At 43.1% G+C, this 16,431-nt stretch carries 13 protein-coding genes; 7 read left to right on the top strand and 6 right to left on the bottom strand.

All coding sequences use genetic code 11. The features are described 5' to 3' along the window. On the top strand, positions 1 to 1,194 hold a 1,194-nt coding region (locus JMX48_RS08635; RefSeq protein WP_201536717.1), incomplete at its 5' end, for an autotransporter outer membrane beta-barrel domain-containing protein. A gap of 99 nt (positions 1,195 to 1,293) precedes the next feature. Here JMX48_RS08635 and JMX48_RS08630 read toward each other — a convergent pair. Together JMX48_RS08630 and JMX48_RS08625 are read right to left on the bottom strand one after the other, a co-directional pair. Next, a complete protein-coding gene (locus JMX48_RS08630; RefSeq protein WP_201536715.1) occupies positions 1,294 to 2,184 on the bottom strand; it encodes a fructose bisphosphate aldolase in 891 nt (296 codons plus the stop codon). A 153-nt stretch (positions 2,185 to 2,337) separates the two neighbouring features. After that, entirely contained in the window at positions 2,338 to 3,186 is an 849-nt protein-coding gene (locus JMX48_RS08625) for an EamA/RhaT family transporter (RefSeq protein ID WP_201536713.1), read from the bottom strand. Positions 3,187 to 3,580: 394 nt separating this feature from the next. Here JMX48_RS08625 and JMX48_RS08620 point away from each other — a divergent pair, with 394 nt between their 5' ends. Continuing rightward, the gene (locus tag JMX48_RS08620) at positions 3,581 to 5,497 is read left to right on the top strand and encodes an ABC transporter ATP-binding protein (RefSeq protein ID WP_201536727.1); all 1,917 of its coding nucleotides are present in this window, start codon (positions 3,581 to 3,583) and stop codon (positions 5,495 to 5,497) included. A gap of 27 nt (positions 5,498 to 5,524) precedes the next feature. After that, positions 5,525 to 6,142, top strand: coding sequence for an alpha-ketoglutarate-dependent dioxygenase AlkB family protein (locus tag JMX48_RS08615; protein ID WP_201536711.1), 618 nt, complete (start codon positions 5,525 to 5,527; stop codon positions 6,140 to 6,142). Here JMX48_RS08615 and JMX48_RS08610 read toward each other — a convergent pair. The 3 genes from JMX48_RS08610 to JMX48_RS08600 all read right to left on the bottom strand — a co-directional run bounded on the left by JMX48_RS08610 (position 6,139) and on the right by JMX48_RS08600 (position 9,340). Continuing rightward, positions 6,139 to 7,143 (bottom strand): NADP-dependent oxidoreductase, encoded by a 1,005-nt coding sequence (locus JMX48_RS08610; protein WP_201536709.1) that lies wholly within the window; start codon positions 7,141 to 7,143, stop codon positions 6,139 to 6,141. The genes JMX48_RS08615 and JMX48_RS08610 overlap by 4 nt on opposite strands. Before the next feature lie 121 nt (positions 7,144 to 7,264). Beyond that, positions 7,265 to 8,020 (bottom strand): endonuclease/exonuclease/phosphatase family protein, encoded by a 756-nt coding sequence (locus tag JMX48_RS08605; protein ID WP_413786355.1) that lies wholly within the window; start codon positions 8,018 to 8,020, stop codon positions 7,265 to 7,267. A gap of 207 nt (positions 8,021 to 8,227) precedes the next feature. Continuing rightward, positions 8,228 to 9,340, bottom strand: a complete 1,113-nt coding sequence (locus tag JMX48_RS08600; RefSeq protein WP_201536704.1) for a hypothetical protein — start codon at positions 9,338 to 9,340, stop codon at positions 8,228 to 8,230. Between the two features lie 637 nt (positions 9,341 to 9,977). Between JMX48_RS08600 and JMX48_RS08595 the strand changes: the two genes are divergently transcribed. The 4 genes from JMX48_RS08595 to JMX48_RS08580 all read left to right on the top strand — a co-directional run bounded on the left by JMX48_RS08595 (position 9,978) and on the right by JMX48_RS08580 (position 13,700). Next, positions 9,978 to 12,167: a M3 family metallopeptidase gene (locus JMX48_RS08595; RefSeq protein ID WP_201536702.1), complete on the top strand. Its 2,190-nt coding sequence runs from the start codon at positions 9,978 to 9,980 to the stop codon at positions 12,165 to 12,167. After that, positions 12,168 to 12,425, top strand: a complete 258-nt coding sequence (locus JMX48_RS08590) for a YheV family putative metal-binding protein (protein ID WP_201536700.1) — start codon at positions 12,168 to 12,170, stop codon at positions 12,423 to 12,425. A 142-nt stretch (positions 12,426 to 12,567) separates the two neighbouring features. After that, complete coding sequence (locus JMX48_RS08585; protein WP_201536698.1) at positions 12,568 to 13,107, top strand: hypothetical protein; 540 nt, start codon at positions 12,568 to 12,570, stop codon at positions 13,105 to 13,107. A 29-nt stretch (positions 13,108 to 13,136) separates the two neighbouring features. Then, a complete protein-coding gene (locus JMX48_RS08580) occupies positions 13,137 to 13,700 on the top strand; it encodes a hypothetical protein (protein WP_201536696.1) in 564 nt (187 codons plus the stop codon). Positions 13,701 to 13,971: 271 nt separating this feature from the next. On the opposite strand, the gene pnp is transcribed toward JMX48_RS08580, so the two are convergent. Then, the gene (gene pnp, locus JMX48_RS08575) at positions 13,972 to 16,074 is read right to left on the bottom strand and encodes a polyribonucleotide nucleotidyltransferase (protein ID WP_201536693.1); all 2,103 of its coding nucleotides are present in this window, start codon (positions 16,072 to 16,074) and stop codon (positions 13,972 to 13,974) included. Positions 16,075 to 16,431: the final 357 nt, after the last annotated feature.

Raw genomic sequence — 16,431 nt, 5'->3', positions numbered from 1 at the left:
CCAACGCCAACGCCAACGCCAACGCCAACGCCAACGCCAACGCCAACGCCAACGCCAACGCCAACGCCAACGCCAACGCCAACGGATGATTACACAGTCTTCGTAGATGCTGTCAATAGCCAATTTAACCGAAATGATTTAGGTATTGCTTATGCCCTAGACAACGCCATCCAAGACCGGCTAGCAAATGGTAGTAATAAATTGGCAGATAGCCTAATCAGCGATACCACTAACTTTACTCAAGCGCAGCTCTCTGGCGCAGCGAACGAACTGCAACCCTTGTTCATGGGTGCAACCAACCGTATTATTACAGATACCAACTATGCAGCGAGTGAGGCCATTTCTGAGCATCGTCCAACTACAACAGAGCGAAATGTTTGGGCAAAACTTATCGGTAATACAGGCAGTCATGATGCAGAAAACGGCGTTACAGGCTATGAAGCGGACAGCTATGGCGCTATTGTTGGCCTAGATACGCCGATAAACAGCGACCTTAACTTAGGCGTAGCGGTATCTTATATTGATACTGATGCCGATACTGATGGCAGCCGCCTCGATCATAAATTGACTGCCAAAAACTGGCAAGTCTTGGGTTACGGCAATTATGCGGCGAGTGATGCCACGGACGTGAATTTCCATGTTGGTGCTGGTAGAAGCTCAGTCAAAGGCGAGCGAAAATTATCTATCTTAACGGATGCTATAGCTCGTTCTGACTACGACGTTGATACCTTGCAAGCCGGTTTGGGTGTTGGTCATCGTATTGGTAACGAGCAACGCCATGTGACACCTTTTGCACAAGTAAGTTACGCTCAAGCAGAGAGCGATAGCTATCGTGAAACAGGTGCGGGCGTTTATAATTTAGCTGTCGATGAAAACAAATACGAATCTATGCGCTGGACAGCAGGTCTAAAAATGTCACAGAATCTTACGCCGCAATTTGCTATTACAGGACAATTAGCAGCTGCTATTGAAAATGGCGATCAACGATCCGACGTTACCGCAAGCTTTATTGGTATGCCTGATAATGACTTCACGACTATTGGCCAAGAGGTCGGACGCGAAATTGGTATCGCAGGTATTGGCGTCAGCTATATGCCCACTGCTAAGACCACTCTATCCGCAGGCTATCGCGGTGAATGGCGCGAGAACTATGATGATCAAGGCGCTAGTATTTCGCTTCAAATCACCTTCTAATAGTTAATCTGCTCATAAACAAAAAAGCTTGAACTCAGTTATTCTGGGTTCAAGCTTTTTTTTGAGTACTGCTTTTACTTTTATTTAAAATCAATCAAACTAAACTTTCGACGCCTCATAAATCTCTTGGATAGAGGTATCAATAGTAGCAGCAAATTCTTCATCGCTTTGTTGCTTACTCAAGCCTTCTGTAAAGGCACGTGAGAAGCTGGCAATCATACCGGGGTTTTGCTTCAGCTTAGCGCATGCATCACTACGGCTATAACCACCTGATAAAGCAACTACTTTGAGTACTTTTGGATGGTCAATCAGTTCTTGATAAAACCCTGCTTCTTCAGGCAACGTCAGTTTCAACATGACTTGCTGATCATCACTTAAACGCTCAAGATTACGCAAGAGATTGGTTTTGAGTATTAGCTCTGACTCATGCTTTTTATCACTATTGATATCGACTTCTGGCTCGACTATTGGCATCAAACCTTTTGAGATAATTTGTTTTGCGACATCAAACTGCTGCTGTACGACCAGCTCAATACCATCGACGTTTGGCTCATAAATCACAGAGCGCATTTTGGTGCCAAATACTGGATAGTTCTTTGCTTTATCCAATAGCGCATCTAAATCAGGCATCGGACGCATGACTTGCACGCCGCTCATATGCTCCGCCAAACCCTTATCCACTTTTAAGAACGGAACGATATTTTTTTCTTCCCATAGATAATTCGCCGTTGGCTTACCATCGACTTCACGCTCCATGGTGTCTTCAAATAAAATCGCCCCAAGCACACGCTCGTTATCGAAAGTATCGCACGTAATGATACGGGCACGCATTTCGTGCACTACGTCAAACATAGACTCATCACTGTCATAATCATCACTACTCACCCCATAAGTTTCCAACGCTTTTGGCGTGCTGCCACCGCTTTGGTCGAGTGCCGCAATGAATCCTAATCCATTTTTTACACGTTTTAATTGTTTTTCGTATTCCATTGACGTTATATCCCATCTAAATTAATAATATTTGATTGCGCCTAACCTTACCATATGACGGCCTGCGTGCCTATATAGAATAAGTGAACAAAACATATGATATGGTCACTCTTAAATGAAAATGTCCATAGCATCAGGCGCTATTAGGCGCTATTAGGCAAGAAACAACACCCCTACACAGCAAATAGCTAGCAATAAACCTATGATATTAATGCGGTTAAGCGTCTCTTTAAACACGCCGACACCAATCAGTGTAGCGACAGCGATGACACCGACATTCATACCAGTAAAGACGATACTAGGTGACTCGGACAATACTTGATGCGCACGCACATACGCATAAATATTTCCCACGTTAAGCGCTCCTAATAATAATCCCGCTACGAGGGCGTTTCCTTGCCAGCGTACGCGAGTGACCAGCAGGTAAATAAATAACAATAATCCTGCCAAGCCAAAACTGACAAATAACGTGAGCGGAAAGGCCGTACCCTGCTTGGCAACTTGCTTAAATAAGATATCGATAAAGCCATATCCTGCCCACACACCAAATAACCAAAGCGGTGTACGTTTGGCTTTTTCGCTAATATCAGCATGCTGTGGACGATAAACCAAAGCGCCTAGTGCCAAAAATCCTAATAATAATCCGAAGATACGTGTACCCGTTAACACTTCACCAAACAATAGGAAAGCGGCCACGATTGGAATAATTAACGACAGGCGTTGTGCTGCATCGGTTGCCACCATACCGACCGCCTCAATGGTGCGTCCAAGAATGATAAACACGGCTGGCAGCAATATACCAAGAGCGATAATAATACCCCACGCGCCGCCAAGCGTATTGATCGCACTGACATCAGGCTTTAATAAAAGCCATGTCAACAGAAAAGCCACTGGATAACCAGCGACGATAGTCTGGCGAATATCTATATTTTTTTGACGTAATATTTTTAAGAGCACTGAGACGGCGACACTACAAAGCACCGCTATCGTTAAATACATCATTCGCTGCTACCTTTTAAAATCGAAATTTTTGCGTGATTACTATATGACCGCTAAGAATAAGTCGTGACGTAAATTCACTTAGATTTTATATACGTTAATGATTATAAAAATAAAACCAAGACCACCAAACAGATTAAAACCATAGAATGTAACAAAATATTTCTTATACAGCAATTTATTTATGACTATTTTTTATCCGTATTGTGCTAAGTAATGATATCTATCGACACCTTGTGATTGGCAAATTACAATTAGCATGCAAGGCTATTACGAAGTTTTGCTAAAATGGTCTGCCTGTTTATTAACATACCTATTATCCACCGATATAAAAGCTCAAGATAACGCTTGTAAGCGTTTTTCTTGGCGTATTGCTATTGATGTTCTACTATTGCCTATGAATGCTCTATTTCGTTTTTTTGAAAATCGCCTACCCGCCTTTCCTAGCACTCCTATGCCGCTGCCTTCACCTAATGATGGCATGCTGAAATTTATGTGGGCGTGTACCCAAGGTCTGCGCGGCTGGTTACTTTTATTTATGATTTTATCCGCTGGTATTGGTATCTATGAAGCCATGCTATTTGCTTGGGTGGGTAATATCGTCGATTGGCTCGGTACTTATACTCCGCAAGCCTTTTGGACCGAAAAGGGCGATATGTTACTGCTGATGCTAGCAGTCATGATACTAAGTCCATTTTGGATTGCGTTGTCATCGTTTGTTCATTTTCAAACTTTGCAAGGCGTATTTCCAATGCAAATGCGCTGGCGTTTTCATCAGCGTATGCTTGGGCAGTCAATGCAGTTTTATCAGGATGAGTTTTCGGGGCGCGTCTCAGCAAAAGTGATGCAAACCGCGCTGGCAGTGCGTGATACCGTCATGACGGTCACCGACATGTTTATGTATGTCGCCGTCTATTTTATCACCTCAGGTGTCATTTTATTCAATCTAGACAGTCTATTATTGATCCCATTTATCATTTGGCTCGTCTTGGTCGCGTTAACTATTTGGTATTTTATTCCCAAACTCAAACAAACCGCCGTTGTACAAGCTGATGCTCGTGCGTTAATGACGGGGCGCATTACGGATGCTTATGCCAATATTATGACGGTCAAGCTCTTCAGCCATTCACGCCGTGAGCTGGGATATGCGCAAAATGCCATGGGGCAATTTTTAGGAACCGTCCATGCGCAAATGCGCTGGGTTAGCTTTTTAGAAGTATCGACCCATCTTATTAGTATCATTTTGGTCAGTAGTACGGCTGCTATTGGTTTATATTTATGGCAACAAGGCGCCGTTGGTGTCGGCGCAATTGCTGCTGCGACCGCGATGGCCCTGCGTCTGAACGGTTTGACTCACTGGATTATGTGGCAAACTGCCAGTCTTTTTGAAAGTATCGGTACTGTACAAGACGGTATGCGCACCCTATCCGCACCGCAAGCCATCTTAGATCAATCAAATGCGCCACGCATCGAAGTCACTGACGGGCGTATTGTTTTTGACCATGTTGATTTTAGTTATGAAGGCAAAGACAGTGGCGACATCGAGGGGGAACACCTTGATGAAATCAATACGATGCAAAGCGCCCTCGTAGCCTCAAACAATAAGCTGCTAGATAACTTTTATTTGGACATAAAAGCGGGTGAAAAAATCGGTCTAGTTGGCCGTTCAGGGGCAGGAAAATCAACCTTAGTAAATCTACTGCTGCGATTTTTTGATGTCGATACGGGCAAGATTTTTATTGATGGGCAAGCGATTGATGAGGTGACTCAAGACTCCTTACGACAGCAGATTGGGATGGTAACCCAAGACACTTCATTGCTACACCGTACTATCCGCGAAAACATCGCTTACGGTCGTCCTGATGCTACCGATGAAGATATTGTCATTGCCGCCAAGCAAGCGCAAGCATGGGAATTCATCAAGGATTTATATGATGATAAAGGCCATCATGGACTTGATACCCAAGTGGGTGAACGCGGGGTCAAACTATCTGGTGGTCAGCGTCAACGTATCGCCATCTCACGTGTCATGCTAAAAAACGCGCCGATTCTATTATTAGATGAAGCGACCAGCGCCTTGGATTCTGAGATTGAGTTTGCCATTACTGAAAGCCTAAATGACATTATGACAGGCAAAACAGTCATTGCCATCGCCCATCGTCTGTCTACTATCGCCGCACTTGATAGACTGGTGGTTATGGATAAAGGTCGTATTATCGAACAAGGCAGCCATGATGAACTACTCGAATTAAATGGCGTTTATGCTCGGTTATGGCATCGCCAAAGTGGTGGCTTCTTGGGTGAAGACAGTTAAAATAATGATTAAAAAAATACTCAAGCGATGACTGATCTTTTTGCGCCCGAACCAACCGACAATGTGCTGCCCTATGATGGCAACGTCAATGATTTGGGTATTGTCATTGATAAGTCTAATGCTCTTTATGAAACCCTTTTAAACGAGTTACCGTGGCAGGCTGACGTCGTAACGTTGTTTGGTAAAACGCATGTCACGACTCGCCAAATCGTCTGGATGGGTGAGGAAGATGCTAACTACCATTATTCTGGGCATGCGCGTCAAGCCATTCCATGGTCAGATACCGTGTTTCACGTGAAACGATTGGTCGAAAAATCACTAATTGATATCGATATTAAGGTGGATTTTAATTCGTGTCTCCTTAATTACTATCCGTCTGGGTCAGATGGCATGGGCTATCATGCTGACGACGAAAAGGAGCTGGGTTATCAGCCAATTATCGCGTCTTTATCACTGGGTGCCACACGAAAATTTGTCTTGAAGCATAAAAAAACTCAAGATAAAGTCGAGCTTCATCTTGAGTCTGGTCAGCTAGTCGTCATGCATGGCGATACACAAAACTTTTGGAAGCATACGATCACCAAAACCAAATCTGTCTCAGATGGACGCATTAGCCTGACGTTTCGAAAAATACTGACGGTTTAGCGAGCTTCTAAAACAATCTTACCGAAAGCATCGCCTTTTTGTAGTTCATGATGAGCAGCAACGACTTCTGACAACGGATATGTCTGTTGAATCTGCAAGGTCAGCTCACCATCTGCCACCAGCTGTAGAACTCGCGCCATGTCTTCGCCACTACGTTGCGCTTTATAACCCGCTACCTCTAAGCTTTTTTGCTTGCCCGCTTCTTTGAGCTTATCGACCCAAATAGTCGGTAGCACATTCACGCGTCCGCCAGACTTGAGTACACTCAACGCACGCACGCCTGCCTCATCACCGACCAGATCTAAAAGCACATCGGCTTGCAAATCAGGAAATTCTGTCTCTTTGGTATAATCAATCCAACCAGTCAACTTGCTCGTATCTATCAATTCATCAAGCTTGGCATACTTCTCAGGTGAGCAAATAACCGTGACTTTAATGTCATCTTCTGCCATCTTTTTCATCAATAATTGAATCAATAGATGACCAACACCGCCCGCTGGTGCATTCATCACCACATGCTCGCCTGCCTTGATATCGGCAAATTCTATAAACTGTATCGCCGTCTGTCCAATGCAAGGCAACGCACCTGCCTGCTCTAAGCTAACGGACTCTGGCACGTTTGCCAGCAGCTTGGCATCGACTGCTACATATTCAGCATAGCAGCCACCATTAAAGGTAAGCGCTGCAACTTTATCACCGACCGCAAACTGCTTGCTATTACTGCTGATAACTTCCCCTGAAACATCAAAGCCTAAAATCGTTGGCTCATTATTCACAAATTTCGCTTGTCGAATCATCTCTGCACCCCAGCCTTTGCCTTGGCGCGTTTTATAGTCGACTGGGTTAATGCCCGCATAAGCAACTTTTACCAAGACTTGATCGTCCTGCAACTCAGGAATATCAACCCCATCTTGATATTTCATGACATCGGGTTCGCCAAATTCGCGAATAAGAACGGAATGTTGGGTCGTTGGTATTTGATTATTAGAAAGAGTAGACATGGTTATATATCCTTATATTTATTCATTTATTTTTGTGTGCCATTTTTTAATTGACACCTTATGGTATCAAACTTCTATGATGCGTTTGTGGCGGATTATTTTATAGCGAATTAAGACGCCATTATAAAGGGACAATCTCCGCACTGATTGGCAGATGATCGGACAATGATGACCAAGGTTTTCCCGTGTGTACCCAAGCGTCTTTCACCCTTAAGTTGCGTACATAAATACGGTCTAAACTGAGTACAGGCAACTTGGCTGGAAACGTTGGTAATAGCTTGCCATGACAGTGCCTAAATGCCTCGGTCATACCCAAGCTGGTCGCAAGCTTATCGCAAGACATTTTCTTCCAATCATTAAAATCACCTGCCAAGATCAATGGTTGATCGTGATCAATCTCATTGCGCACATAGTTGGCGATGGCCTCATATTGCTTGACACGATCACGTTCCAATAGATTCAGATGAGCGCACAGTACGACAACAGGTCTCTCCCAACCAAGAGGCTGCACCTCACAATGTAAGACACCACGCTGCTCAAGCTTGTTAACGGTGATATTAACGTTATGTTTTGGATCTAAAGGGAAGCGGCTGAGTACTGCATTGCCATGATGACCGTTTTCATATTCTGAGTTTTTGCCGTAGCTATTTTGCAGCTGTAGATACTCACCAAACCACTCGTGCTGTGACTGGTCGGGATATTCGTTATATTGCATGTTGCGCTTGAGGTTTTGACCTTGCACTTCTTGCAGACACAGCACATCAGAGCCAATAATTTCAAGGGCTTTAGCGATACCCTGTATTTTGACTTGGCGATTCATCGGCGACATGCCTTTATGAATGTTATAGCTGGTTAGGACAAAAGAGGTTGTAGTCATCATTTTATTAATCATACACTCAGTATCTATAGGATAAGAATTGATATAGCTGGTTTATCAAAATTGCTATTAAAAGAAATCAAAATATAACAATGCGTTGATGTAAAAAGAGCATTGATTCTTATCGAAACAATGCCCTCATGTTATACCTATATTCTATTGATGGCTAATTTATCAACGACTGTCATCAATAGACGGCATACGTGATTAATAACGAGTCACAAGCGCAATGGGTTGATCTTCACCCATGATATCTTGTGGCATAAATACCGCTTTACCACCATTATGAATCACATGCTCAATGATCTCGCCAATAGCATCATCAGTAACGCCTTCTGTGGTGACATCATCTGCAACACTCAACGTTTGCGCCTCTTCATCAATAGTGGCTGATTGCATATAGCCGCGACGAACATAAAGCGTTTCACCTACCCCTTGGAAAGCACTACGATAGACTTCTTGTAGATCCGTCTGCAACATGTTTGCGCCGCGAGCTTTATCAATTTCACCCATAGCCGCTTGATGTAGCGAGGTACGATATCCCTCTACCGCTTCTTGAACGCTGTCAATAATATGCTGCGCGCTCCCATCTTCTAAATTGGTCGCATTTGATACCGTCGCAATGATGTTATCTGGACGATCACAGACTTCTTTATAGTAGCCAATGTTTTTGGCATCACCAACGACAACCAAAGGCATTTTATGTTCGCCCCATAGCTCTTGAACGCTTTTGTCGACTTGGTTAAAGAACTCTTTTAGATAACCGCTTTCATTGTTTGATGAGCGATCCGAACCACCGTCGCCAGTCGTATAAAGACCGTTGTTTTCGACAGGGAATGGGATATTTTCCATATTATTTTGCGCACTATCGTCTTTATCGAACTCTTTAACGAAACGATCATTAGAAGCTTCGATCAAGCGAGCATTATCACGAGTCAGTACCACGGTGTAATAATGAACGGCACTTGCCATATCACGCACTAGATCACGGGTCACAAAACGGTTTGAGATGACAACGCGTTCTTTGGTATCAATAGGCATACGGATGATTTGTACATCATCTGTACTGGCAAATATCGCTAGAGTATCAAGGTTATAATTATGATTTAACTCATTGGTTTTTGCGTGGATATTTTCTAGTATGGTGGTCGCTGTACGCTTATCATATTCTTTGGTAAGCCGTTCTTCGACTACTTTTAATTGGTTTTTTAGGGCAATTGGGTCTTGATCGTTAGCGGGATGGGCGCGATGCGTCTTAACGAAAATACTGACTGCTGGGTTGGCTTTGGTTTGACGTAAACTTTTGAGAGTCGCTTTCATATACTGCTCCTTGTTTTTTTATCATTTATTTTATCGTTGTGGTTTTTTATATACATTGTCTTTTATATACATTGTCGTTTTTTACATGCACTTGCTTATATACATTAATCAGATTGTTTAACCACTGCTATGTTCTTCATTTTTAGATATTTTTCGTTTTTAGCACTAATGAACGTTAGATTATAAGTAGTTGATATTCACACTCCATTACACTGATGCTAACAGCTGAACTTGACACGCTGTAGGGTTAATTTGCAAGCAAATGATAGCGGTTTGTAAGTAGAGCACTCTATATTGTTAGAAAACAAACTGATTTGTTTTGGAGCGATTTTTTATCGATGCCATAATGCCTCTATTCTGAGATTGTAACCACGTAGGTTGTATTTTTATCAAATGAACCCATCTTTTATATATCCTATATACAAAACAGTAAGCGACCAGATAATGCGCTATAGTCGATCCACTATAAAACAAGCACAGTGCGACTAGTATCAATTTTGCTTGCTAATAACACAGAGACTGTGAACCTATTATTCTAAAAATATGCATTCGCTGTCGCACTGTATCGGCTTTAAGATAAATCCACTACCACTCTACTCAATAATAATCTATTCATTCATGACAAGCGGATACCTTTATGACCTCTATTTCTCCAGATTTACACCTTGTTGACTTTGCTCATGCTACGCCAAGCGCCTTGCAAAACAAAGTTATCAACGCTATCGATGACGCCAATCTATTTCTAGATAAAATGACAGACGGCGGCGATAATATTGATATTAGTGCCAAACAAGCCTTAGCCGATGTGATGGCCTTTGATCATCTTAATGTAGCATTGGATCGCAGCTGGGGTATTTTGTCGCACTTAAATAGCGTGATGAGTGACGATAAGACTCGCCATGTACACCATGAACTGCTGCCTAAGCTCTCTGCTTATGGCACGCGTGTGGGACAGCATCAGCTGCTATTTAGCCGTTATCAAGCTATCGTTGAGGATAAAACGTTTTTTGACGCCCTTGACCCTGCACGTGCCCGTGCAATTGAGCTGGCACTACGGAGTTTTGAATTATCAGGGGTGGCGTTACCTAAAACTGAGCAAGAAAAATTTGCGGCGATTCAAAGTGAACTCTCAACTTTATCAGCCACTTTTTCTGATCATGTTTTGGATGCCACTCAAGCCTATGCCCTACCAGTTCATGAGCAGCAGTTGGCAGGTTTGACAGATAGCGGTCTCGCTCTACTGGCAGATGCAGGCGAACAATACAAAGCACACGCGCTTGCCAGCGGCGTACTCACGCAACAAGCAATTGATGCCTTACCGACGCCTTACTATGTCGCGAATTTGAACATTCCTGTTTACTTGGCTGTTATGACCCACGCTAATGATCGCAGCTTGCGTGAGACACTGTACCGCGCTTATGTCACCCGTGCCTCAGAATTTGATGAACATACCAATAGCAAAGGTGAGTCACTGAACAACGCCGATATCATGAGTCAAATCCTGCAATTACGTGAACAAAAAGCCAAGCTATTAGGGTTTGCCAATTATGCAGAAGTCTCGTTATCGACCAAAATGGCAGACAGCGTAATGGAAGTTGAAACGTTCTTACGTGATTTGGCAGTACAAGCGACTCCGGCGGCCGAACAAGATTTAGCCCAACTGCAAAAGGTTGCAAACGATTATGGCATTGATGAATTGCAGCCATGGGATAGCGCTTATATCGCTGAAAAAGTAAAACAAAGTGAATTTAGCTTGTCGCAAGAAGAGATTCGTCCCTACTTCCCCTTACCAAAAGTCGTCAGTGGCTTATTTGCAATTGTAGAACGTCTATACGGTATCAAGGCGAAACCGCAGAACAGTGAAAGTGCAGATATTCAAGCGGTATCGCGCTGGCATGACGATGCAAGCTTTTATGAATTATTTGATGCTGACGACAACTTGCTTGGCGGTTTTTACTTTGACTTATTTGCCCGTAGTGGTAAGCGTGGCGGCGCATGGATGAGTGGTTTTCAATCTCGTTATATTTATGAAGAGCAAGACCATCAACAGCTGCCTGTTTGCTTTATGGTTGGCAACTTCACGCCAGCACTTGATGGTAAACCAAGTTTATTGACGCATGATGAGGTACTGACCTTGTTCCATGAGTTCGGTCATGGTCTACATCATTTATTAACGCAAGTGAGCGTTGGTGATGTCGCTGGTGTCAATGGTGTGGAATGGGATGCCGTCGAGTTACCCAGTCAGTTTATGGAAAACTGGGCATGGGATGCTGAGGGTATTGCGCTTATCAGCAGTCATGTCGAGACAGGTGATGCGTTACCCAAAGACAAGCTGGACGCGTTATTAGCGGTTAAAAACTTCCAAAGCGGATTACAAACGCTGCGTCAAATCGAGTTTGCTCTTTTTGATTTGTTGATTCACGCGCATACGCCAGCGCTTGATTACCAAGGCATTTTAGCGACACTAAATTCAGTGCGCAGCGATATCGCCATTATGCAGACGCCTGACTATAACCGTTTTGCCAATGGGTTTAGCCATATCTTTGCCGGTGGCTATGCCGCAGGTTATTATTCCTATAAATGGGCAGAGCTACTTTCTGCTGATGCCTTTAGTAAGTTCGAAGAAGATGGCATTTTTAACCCAGCAACGGGCAAAGCGTTCCGTGACACTATCCTCTCCGTTGGCGGGAGTTTCCCAGCCAAGACCAATTTTGAGAACTTCCGGGGTCGTAGTGCCAGTATCGATGCTCTATTGCGTCACAACGGTTTTGCTAACGCTAAAAATAGCAATGCCGCAAATGCGCAAACGACTCATGAGGTGATTTAAATGCGGTATCAGTCGTCACGCCCCAAGCGTCAGTTTTTGGCAGGCGTTCGTTGTCCTAAATGTCAGACGATGGATGCGATAGTGCAAGTGAATATCGTCACACCAGTGCCTGATGAATATATCGAATGCACTCAGTGTGATCATACAGAGCATCGTCCTGACCCTGATGCTATCAGCGCCAAAAACCATCTTGAAGATCAGCTGGCACGTGATGCGATGGTGACTGGCACCAGTGGTACGGTCAAATTTAAATCCTAAAATTTAGTAGCAATATTCAAAATTTCATTAACGGCGTTGTCATTTAATAGTACTTAAAGCCTATCTATACAATAGATAGGCTTTTTATTTTGAGTTTGTTATAGTATGTCTACTTACATTTTTGCCATAAATTGACTTTCGTATGAATCGTAAAAAAGTGCGGCCTCTAGCTACTGAATTATCAGAAAAAACTTCTGCTAAATTTCATCAAAAATGGTGGCTAATCGCTTTATTGGCAGCGCTATTGATTGGTTACTTAATCTGGAAAAGTATCTCGCCTGATACTGATACCCTTCCTATCAAAACCTCACCATCGATCACGGCACAAACCGATGTAGCAACCTCTGATTCTATGCCGTTAGAGAATATGACAAATGATACGACGTCAAATGAAAGTACGCCAAATGAAAGCACCATCTCTTCTGACACTTCAAATAATCAGATACTTGACCCCGATACTGTCTTAAACGCTCCCTTACCAGAAACAGACAGTCTCGCCAAAGAAGAGATTGATCGTTTAGAAGATGAGCGTCAACGCTTGGCTGAGCAAGAAAAATTGGCTGCTGAACAACTGGCTATGAATAAACAGTTGACTGAAATGAAAGCAAAACAGATTGCCCTACTTGAACAACAAATTGCTGAGCTAGAAGCGAATAACACTCAGCAGAATTCTGTAGAGTAATCATATAATTTTTTATAAAGGGGCTGGTGATGGCTATTTTACAACTAACACATGCCCCTATTTTAAATAGTCGTGCGCAGCTGCTTATTTTACCAGTCAATACGGCAGGAGTTCTTTTAGATCCTGTGCTTATACGTGCTAAGACCTTATTTCCTGATAATTACCAATCTTACTATCGTGCTTGCCGTGATGGCAGTCTCAATGTGGGTAGTTGTTTGCTGCATAAACGCTCACTTGAACAAGCTGGACTTGGCATCAGTAGCAATAGTAACCAGCCAAGTCATATCGCCAATCTTGTGGTATCAGCTCACCCTTATCATCCACTACGATTACGCTGGCTTAATATTGCTTTAATAGATTTGCAACAGCAGCTTTTCGCTCTCATTCACTATCAAGGTATTCGTAGGATCGCGTTACTTGCCCGCCCTCTTGTCTTTAATAATGCGCGAGATTATGCAATTGGTGCACTTGATACTGAAAAGCCAGCTCCTTTGGATTGGTATGCGGATACTTTACCCTTATTGACCCAGCGGCTACAGGATTTGCCAAAGCTTCGTATCGATATCCATCTTCCTAAAGATATCAACATATAGTCTGTGAAAAGTTAAATCGATACATCAATCGTCAGATACTACTGATATAAATTTTTCTCACTTGCTGTGCCGTTACAGACAGAGGCTTCGAAAAATTCATTCTAGCAATACTGTCGCGCTTTTATCATTTTTTGACTATATAAACTCATTGCGAATTTCAGCGCTCTTTTTTCCGCCCATAAAAAAACCGCCTTGAGTACTCATTACAAGCCTCTCAAAACGGTTTTTAAATAGCTAAACTAAATAACTAGAACAAACCAATTGTCAAAAATTAGTTTTGCTCGATACCTTTCATCGTCAGTTTAATGCGACCACGGTTATCGACGTCTTGAACGAAGACTTTAACGATCTGACCTTCTTTTAAATAGTCTGATACGTTTTCTACGCGCTCTTCTGCGATTTGTGAGATATGAACCAAACCATCAGTGTTCGGTAAAACGTTCACAAAAGCGCCGAAGTCAACGATACGAGCAACCGTACCTTCATAAGTTTTGCCGACTTCAACTTCAGCAGTTAACGCTTCGATTCTACCGATAGCTGCTTTGGTTGCCGCTTTGTTTTCACCAAAGATACGAATCGTGCCACCGTCATCGATATCGATAACCGCACCCGTTTCTTCGGTTAGCTGACGAATCATCGCGCCGCCTTTACCGATTACGTCGCGAATCTTATCTGGGTTGATTTCGATAACCGCATAGTTAGGGGCGTGAGCATTGATTTCAGTACGGCTTTCTGGCAATACTTGGTTCATCGCGTCTAGGATATGGATACGACCAGCATGAGCTTGCTTAAGCGCTTGCTCCATGATATCAGGCGTAATTCCTTCGATTTTGATATCCATCTGAAGCGCTGTGATACCGTCTTTAGAGCCAGCCACTTTAAAGTCCATATCGCCAAGATGATCTTCATCACCTAAGATGTCTGATAAAACAGCGAAACGCTCGCCTTCTTTAACCAGACCCATCGCGATACCAGCAACTGGTGCTTTAATTGGTACGCCAGCATCCATCAATGCCAAACTTGCACCACAAACAGACGCCATAGAAGACGAGCCATTTGATTCAGTAATCTCTGATACCACACGGATAACATACGGGAAGCGTTCGCTATCTGGCAACATCGCTTGTACACCGCGGCGCGCTAGGCGACCATGGCCAATTTCACGACGTTTTGGAATACCTTCACGACCGGTTTCACCAACAGAGAAATGCGGGAAATTATAATGCAGCATGAAATGATCACGAATCGTACCACCTAGCGAGTCAATCATATTGACGTCACGGCTGTTACCAAGCGTAGTCGTAACCAATGCTTGCGTCTCACCGCGAGTAAATAACGCTGAACCATGCGTATATGGCAACACACCAACTTGTACATCAAGGGCACGAACGGTCTCAAGATCGCGACCATCAATACGTGGCTTACCTGACAAAATATTGTCACGAACCGTACGATACTTAAGGTCGTTGTAGATTTCTTTAAGCTCAGATACGGTATCAGCATAGTTTTCTGATTCAGCATCACCAGCCAGCGCATCGATAATCGATTGCTTAATCTCATCAAGCTTCGTGTAACGTGCTTGCTTATCAGTAATGGTGTACGCATCAGCCACTTGCTCGCCGAACTGCGCTTTCATGCTGGTCTCTAACGCCTGATCACGTACAGGTGCAGTGTACTGCTGCTTAGCCGTACCAATCTCTTCTGCCATTGAAGCAATGTTATCGATGACAATTTGTTGTTGCTGATGGCCATATAATACCGCACCTAGCATCTGATCTTCTGAAAGCTCTGCCGCTTCAGATTCAACCATTAATACCGCAGATTTGGTACCAGCAACGACTAAATCAAGATCACTTTCTTTGAGCTGTTCAATCGTTGGGTTAAGTACATACTCACCGTTAATGAAACCAACACGGGCAGCAGCAACAGGACCATTGAATGGCGCGTCAGAGATTGCCAAGGCAGCTGAGGCACCGATCAGTGCAGCGATATCTGCAGACTGAGTCTTATCTGATGAAACAACGGTGGCAGTAATTTGGATCTCGTTCACATATCCTTCAGGAAATAGCGGACGAATCGGACGGTCAATCAAGCGTGACGTTAATGTTTCAAATTCGCTCGCACGGCCTTCACGTTTGCCATAGGCACCAGGAATTTTACCTGCTGCATACATTTTTTCTTGATAGTTCACAGTGAGTGGAAAGAAGTTTTGGCCTTCTTTAGCATCAGACTTTACAACGGCTGCTACTAGCACCGTCACGCCGCCCATATGAACTAAAATTGAGTTTGCTTGACGTGCAATGCGACCAGTTTCAATAACAACCTGTTGGTTGCCATACTGGAATTCACGCTTAATAGTGTTGAACATTGTCATATAATATTCCTAATGTTGACTGACTAAAGTAATACCAGCGTCATGAAAAGCTGATATCTGTCATTAAAATTCTTTGTACAAAACGGCTAATTGCTAAATTTCTTATTAAAAAATCTATCAATTGCGCTCAATATCTTTACTTAGTTATCTGTCTATATCCGTCATAGACATTGTACTATTCTGTGTATTTATTCGTTCATTGTAGATTGTATTATACAATCTATCAAAAAGGACTTTCTTGGCACACACTACACATGTGTATGGTAATTTAACCTCTAAACGCACTTAGATTTGTGTTGGTTATTCTATAAATAATTATTGTAGCTAGCTACTGTACGAACCGTAATTTTACTATAC

Source organism: Psychrobacter immobilis (assembly GCF_904846225.1).
Lineage (GTDB): Bacteria > Pseudomonadota > Gammaproteobacteria > Pseudomonadales > Moraxellaceae > Psychrobacter > Psychrobacter immobilis_F.
Note: the sequence above shows the minus strand (reverse complement) of the source record. Positions and strands in the feature narration are given on the sequence as shown.

What these genes read in the sequence shown, in the direction of transcription:
- JMX48_RS08630 (WP_201536715.1), bottom strand. Translation starts at nt 2,184, where the DNA reads ATGGAATACGAAAAACAATTAAAACGTGTAAAAAATGGATTAGGATTC.
- JMX48_RS08625 (WP_201536713.1), bottom strand. Translation starts at nt 3,186, where the DNA reads ATGATGTATTTAACGATAGCGGTGCTTTGTAGTGTCGCCGTCTCAGTG.
- JMX48_RS08620 (WP_201536727.1), top strand. Translation starts at nt 3,581, where the DNA reads ATGAATGCTCTATTTCGTTTTTTTGAAAATCGCCTACCCGCCTTTCCT.
- JMX48_RS08615 (WP_201536711.1), top strand. Translation starts at nt 5,525, where the DNA reads ATGACTGATCTTTTTGCGCCCGAACCAACCGACAATGTGCTGCCCTAT.
- JMX48_RS08610 (WP_201536709.1), bottom strand. Translation starts at nt 7,143, where the DNA reads ATGTCTACTCTTTCTAATAATCAAATACCAACGACCCAACATTCCGTT.
- JMX48_RS08605 (WP_413786355.1), bottom strand. Translation starts at nt 8,020, where the DNA reads ATGACTACAACCTCTTTTGTCCTAACCAGCTATAACATTCATAAAGGC.
- JMX48_RS08600 (WP_201536704.1), bottom strand. Translation starts at nt 9,340, where the DNA reads ATGAAAGCGACTCTCAAAAGTTTACGTCAAACCAAAGCCAACCCAGCA.
- JMX48_RS08595 (WP_201536702.1), top strand. Translation starts at nt 9,978, where the DNA reads ATGACCTCTATTTCTCCAGATTTACACCTTGTTGACTTTGCTCATGCT.
- JMX48_RS08590 (WP_201536700.1), top strand. Translation starts at nt 12,168, where the DNA reads ATGCGGTATCAGTCGTCACGCCCCAAGCGTCAGTTTTTGGCAGGCGTT.
- JMX48_RS08585 (WP_201536698.1), top strand. Translation starts at nt 12,568, where the DNA reads ATGAATCGTAAAAAAGTGCGGCCTCTAGCTACTGAATTATCAGAAAAA.
- JMX48_RS08580 (WP_201536696.1), top strand. Translation starts at nt 13,137, where the DNA reads ATGGCTATTTTACAACTAACACATGCCCCTATTTTAAATAGTCGTGCG.
- pnp (WP_201536693.1), bottom strand. Translation starts at nt 16,074, where the DNA reads ATGACAATGTTCAACACTATTAAGCGTGAATTCCAGTATGGCAACCAA.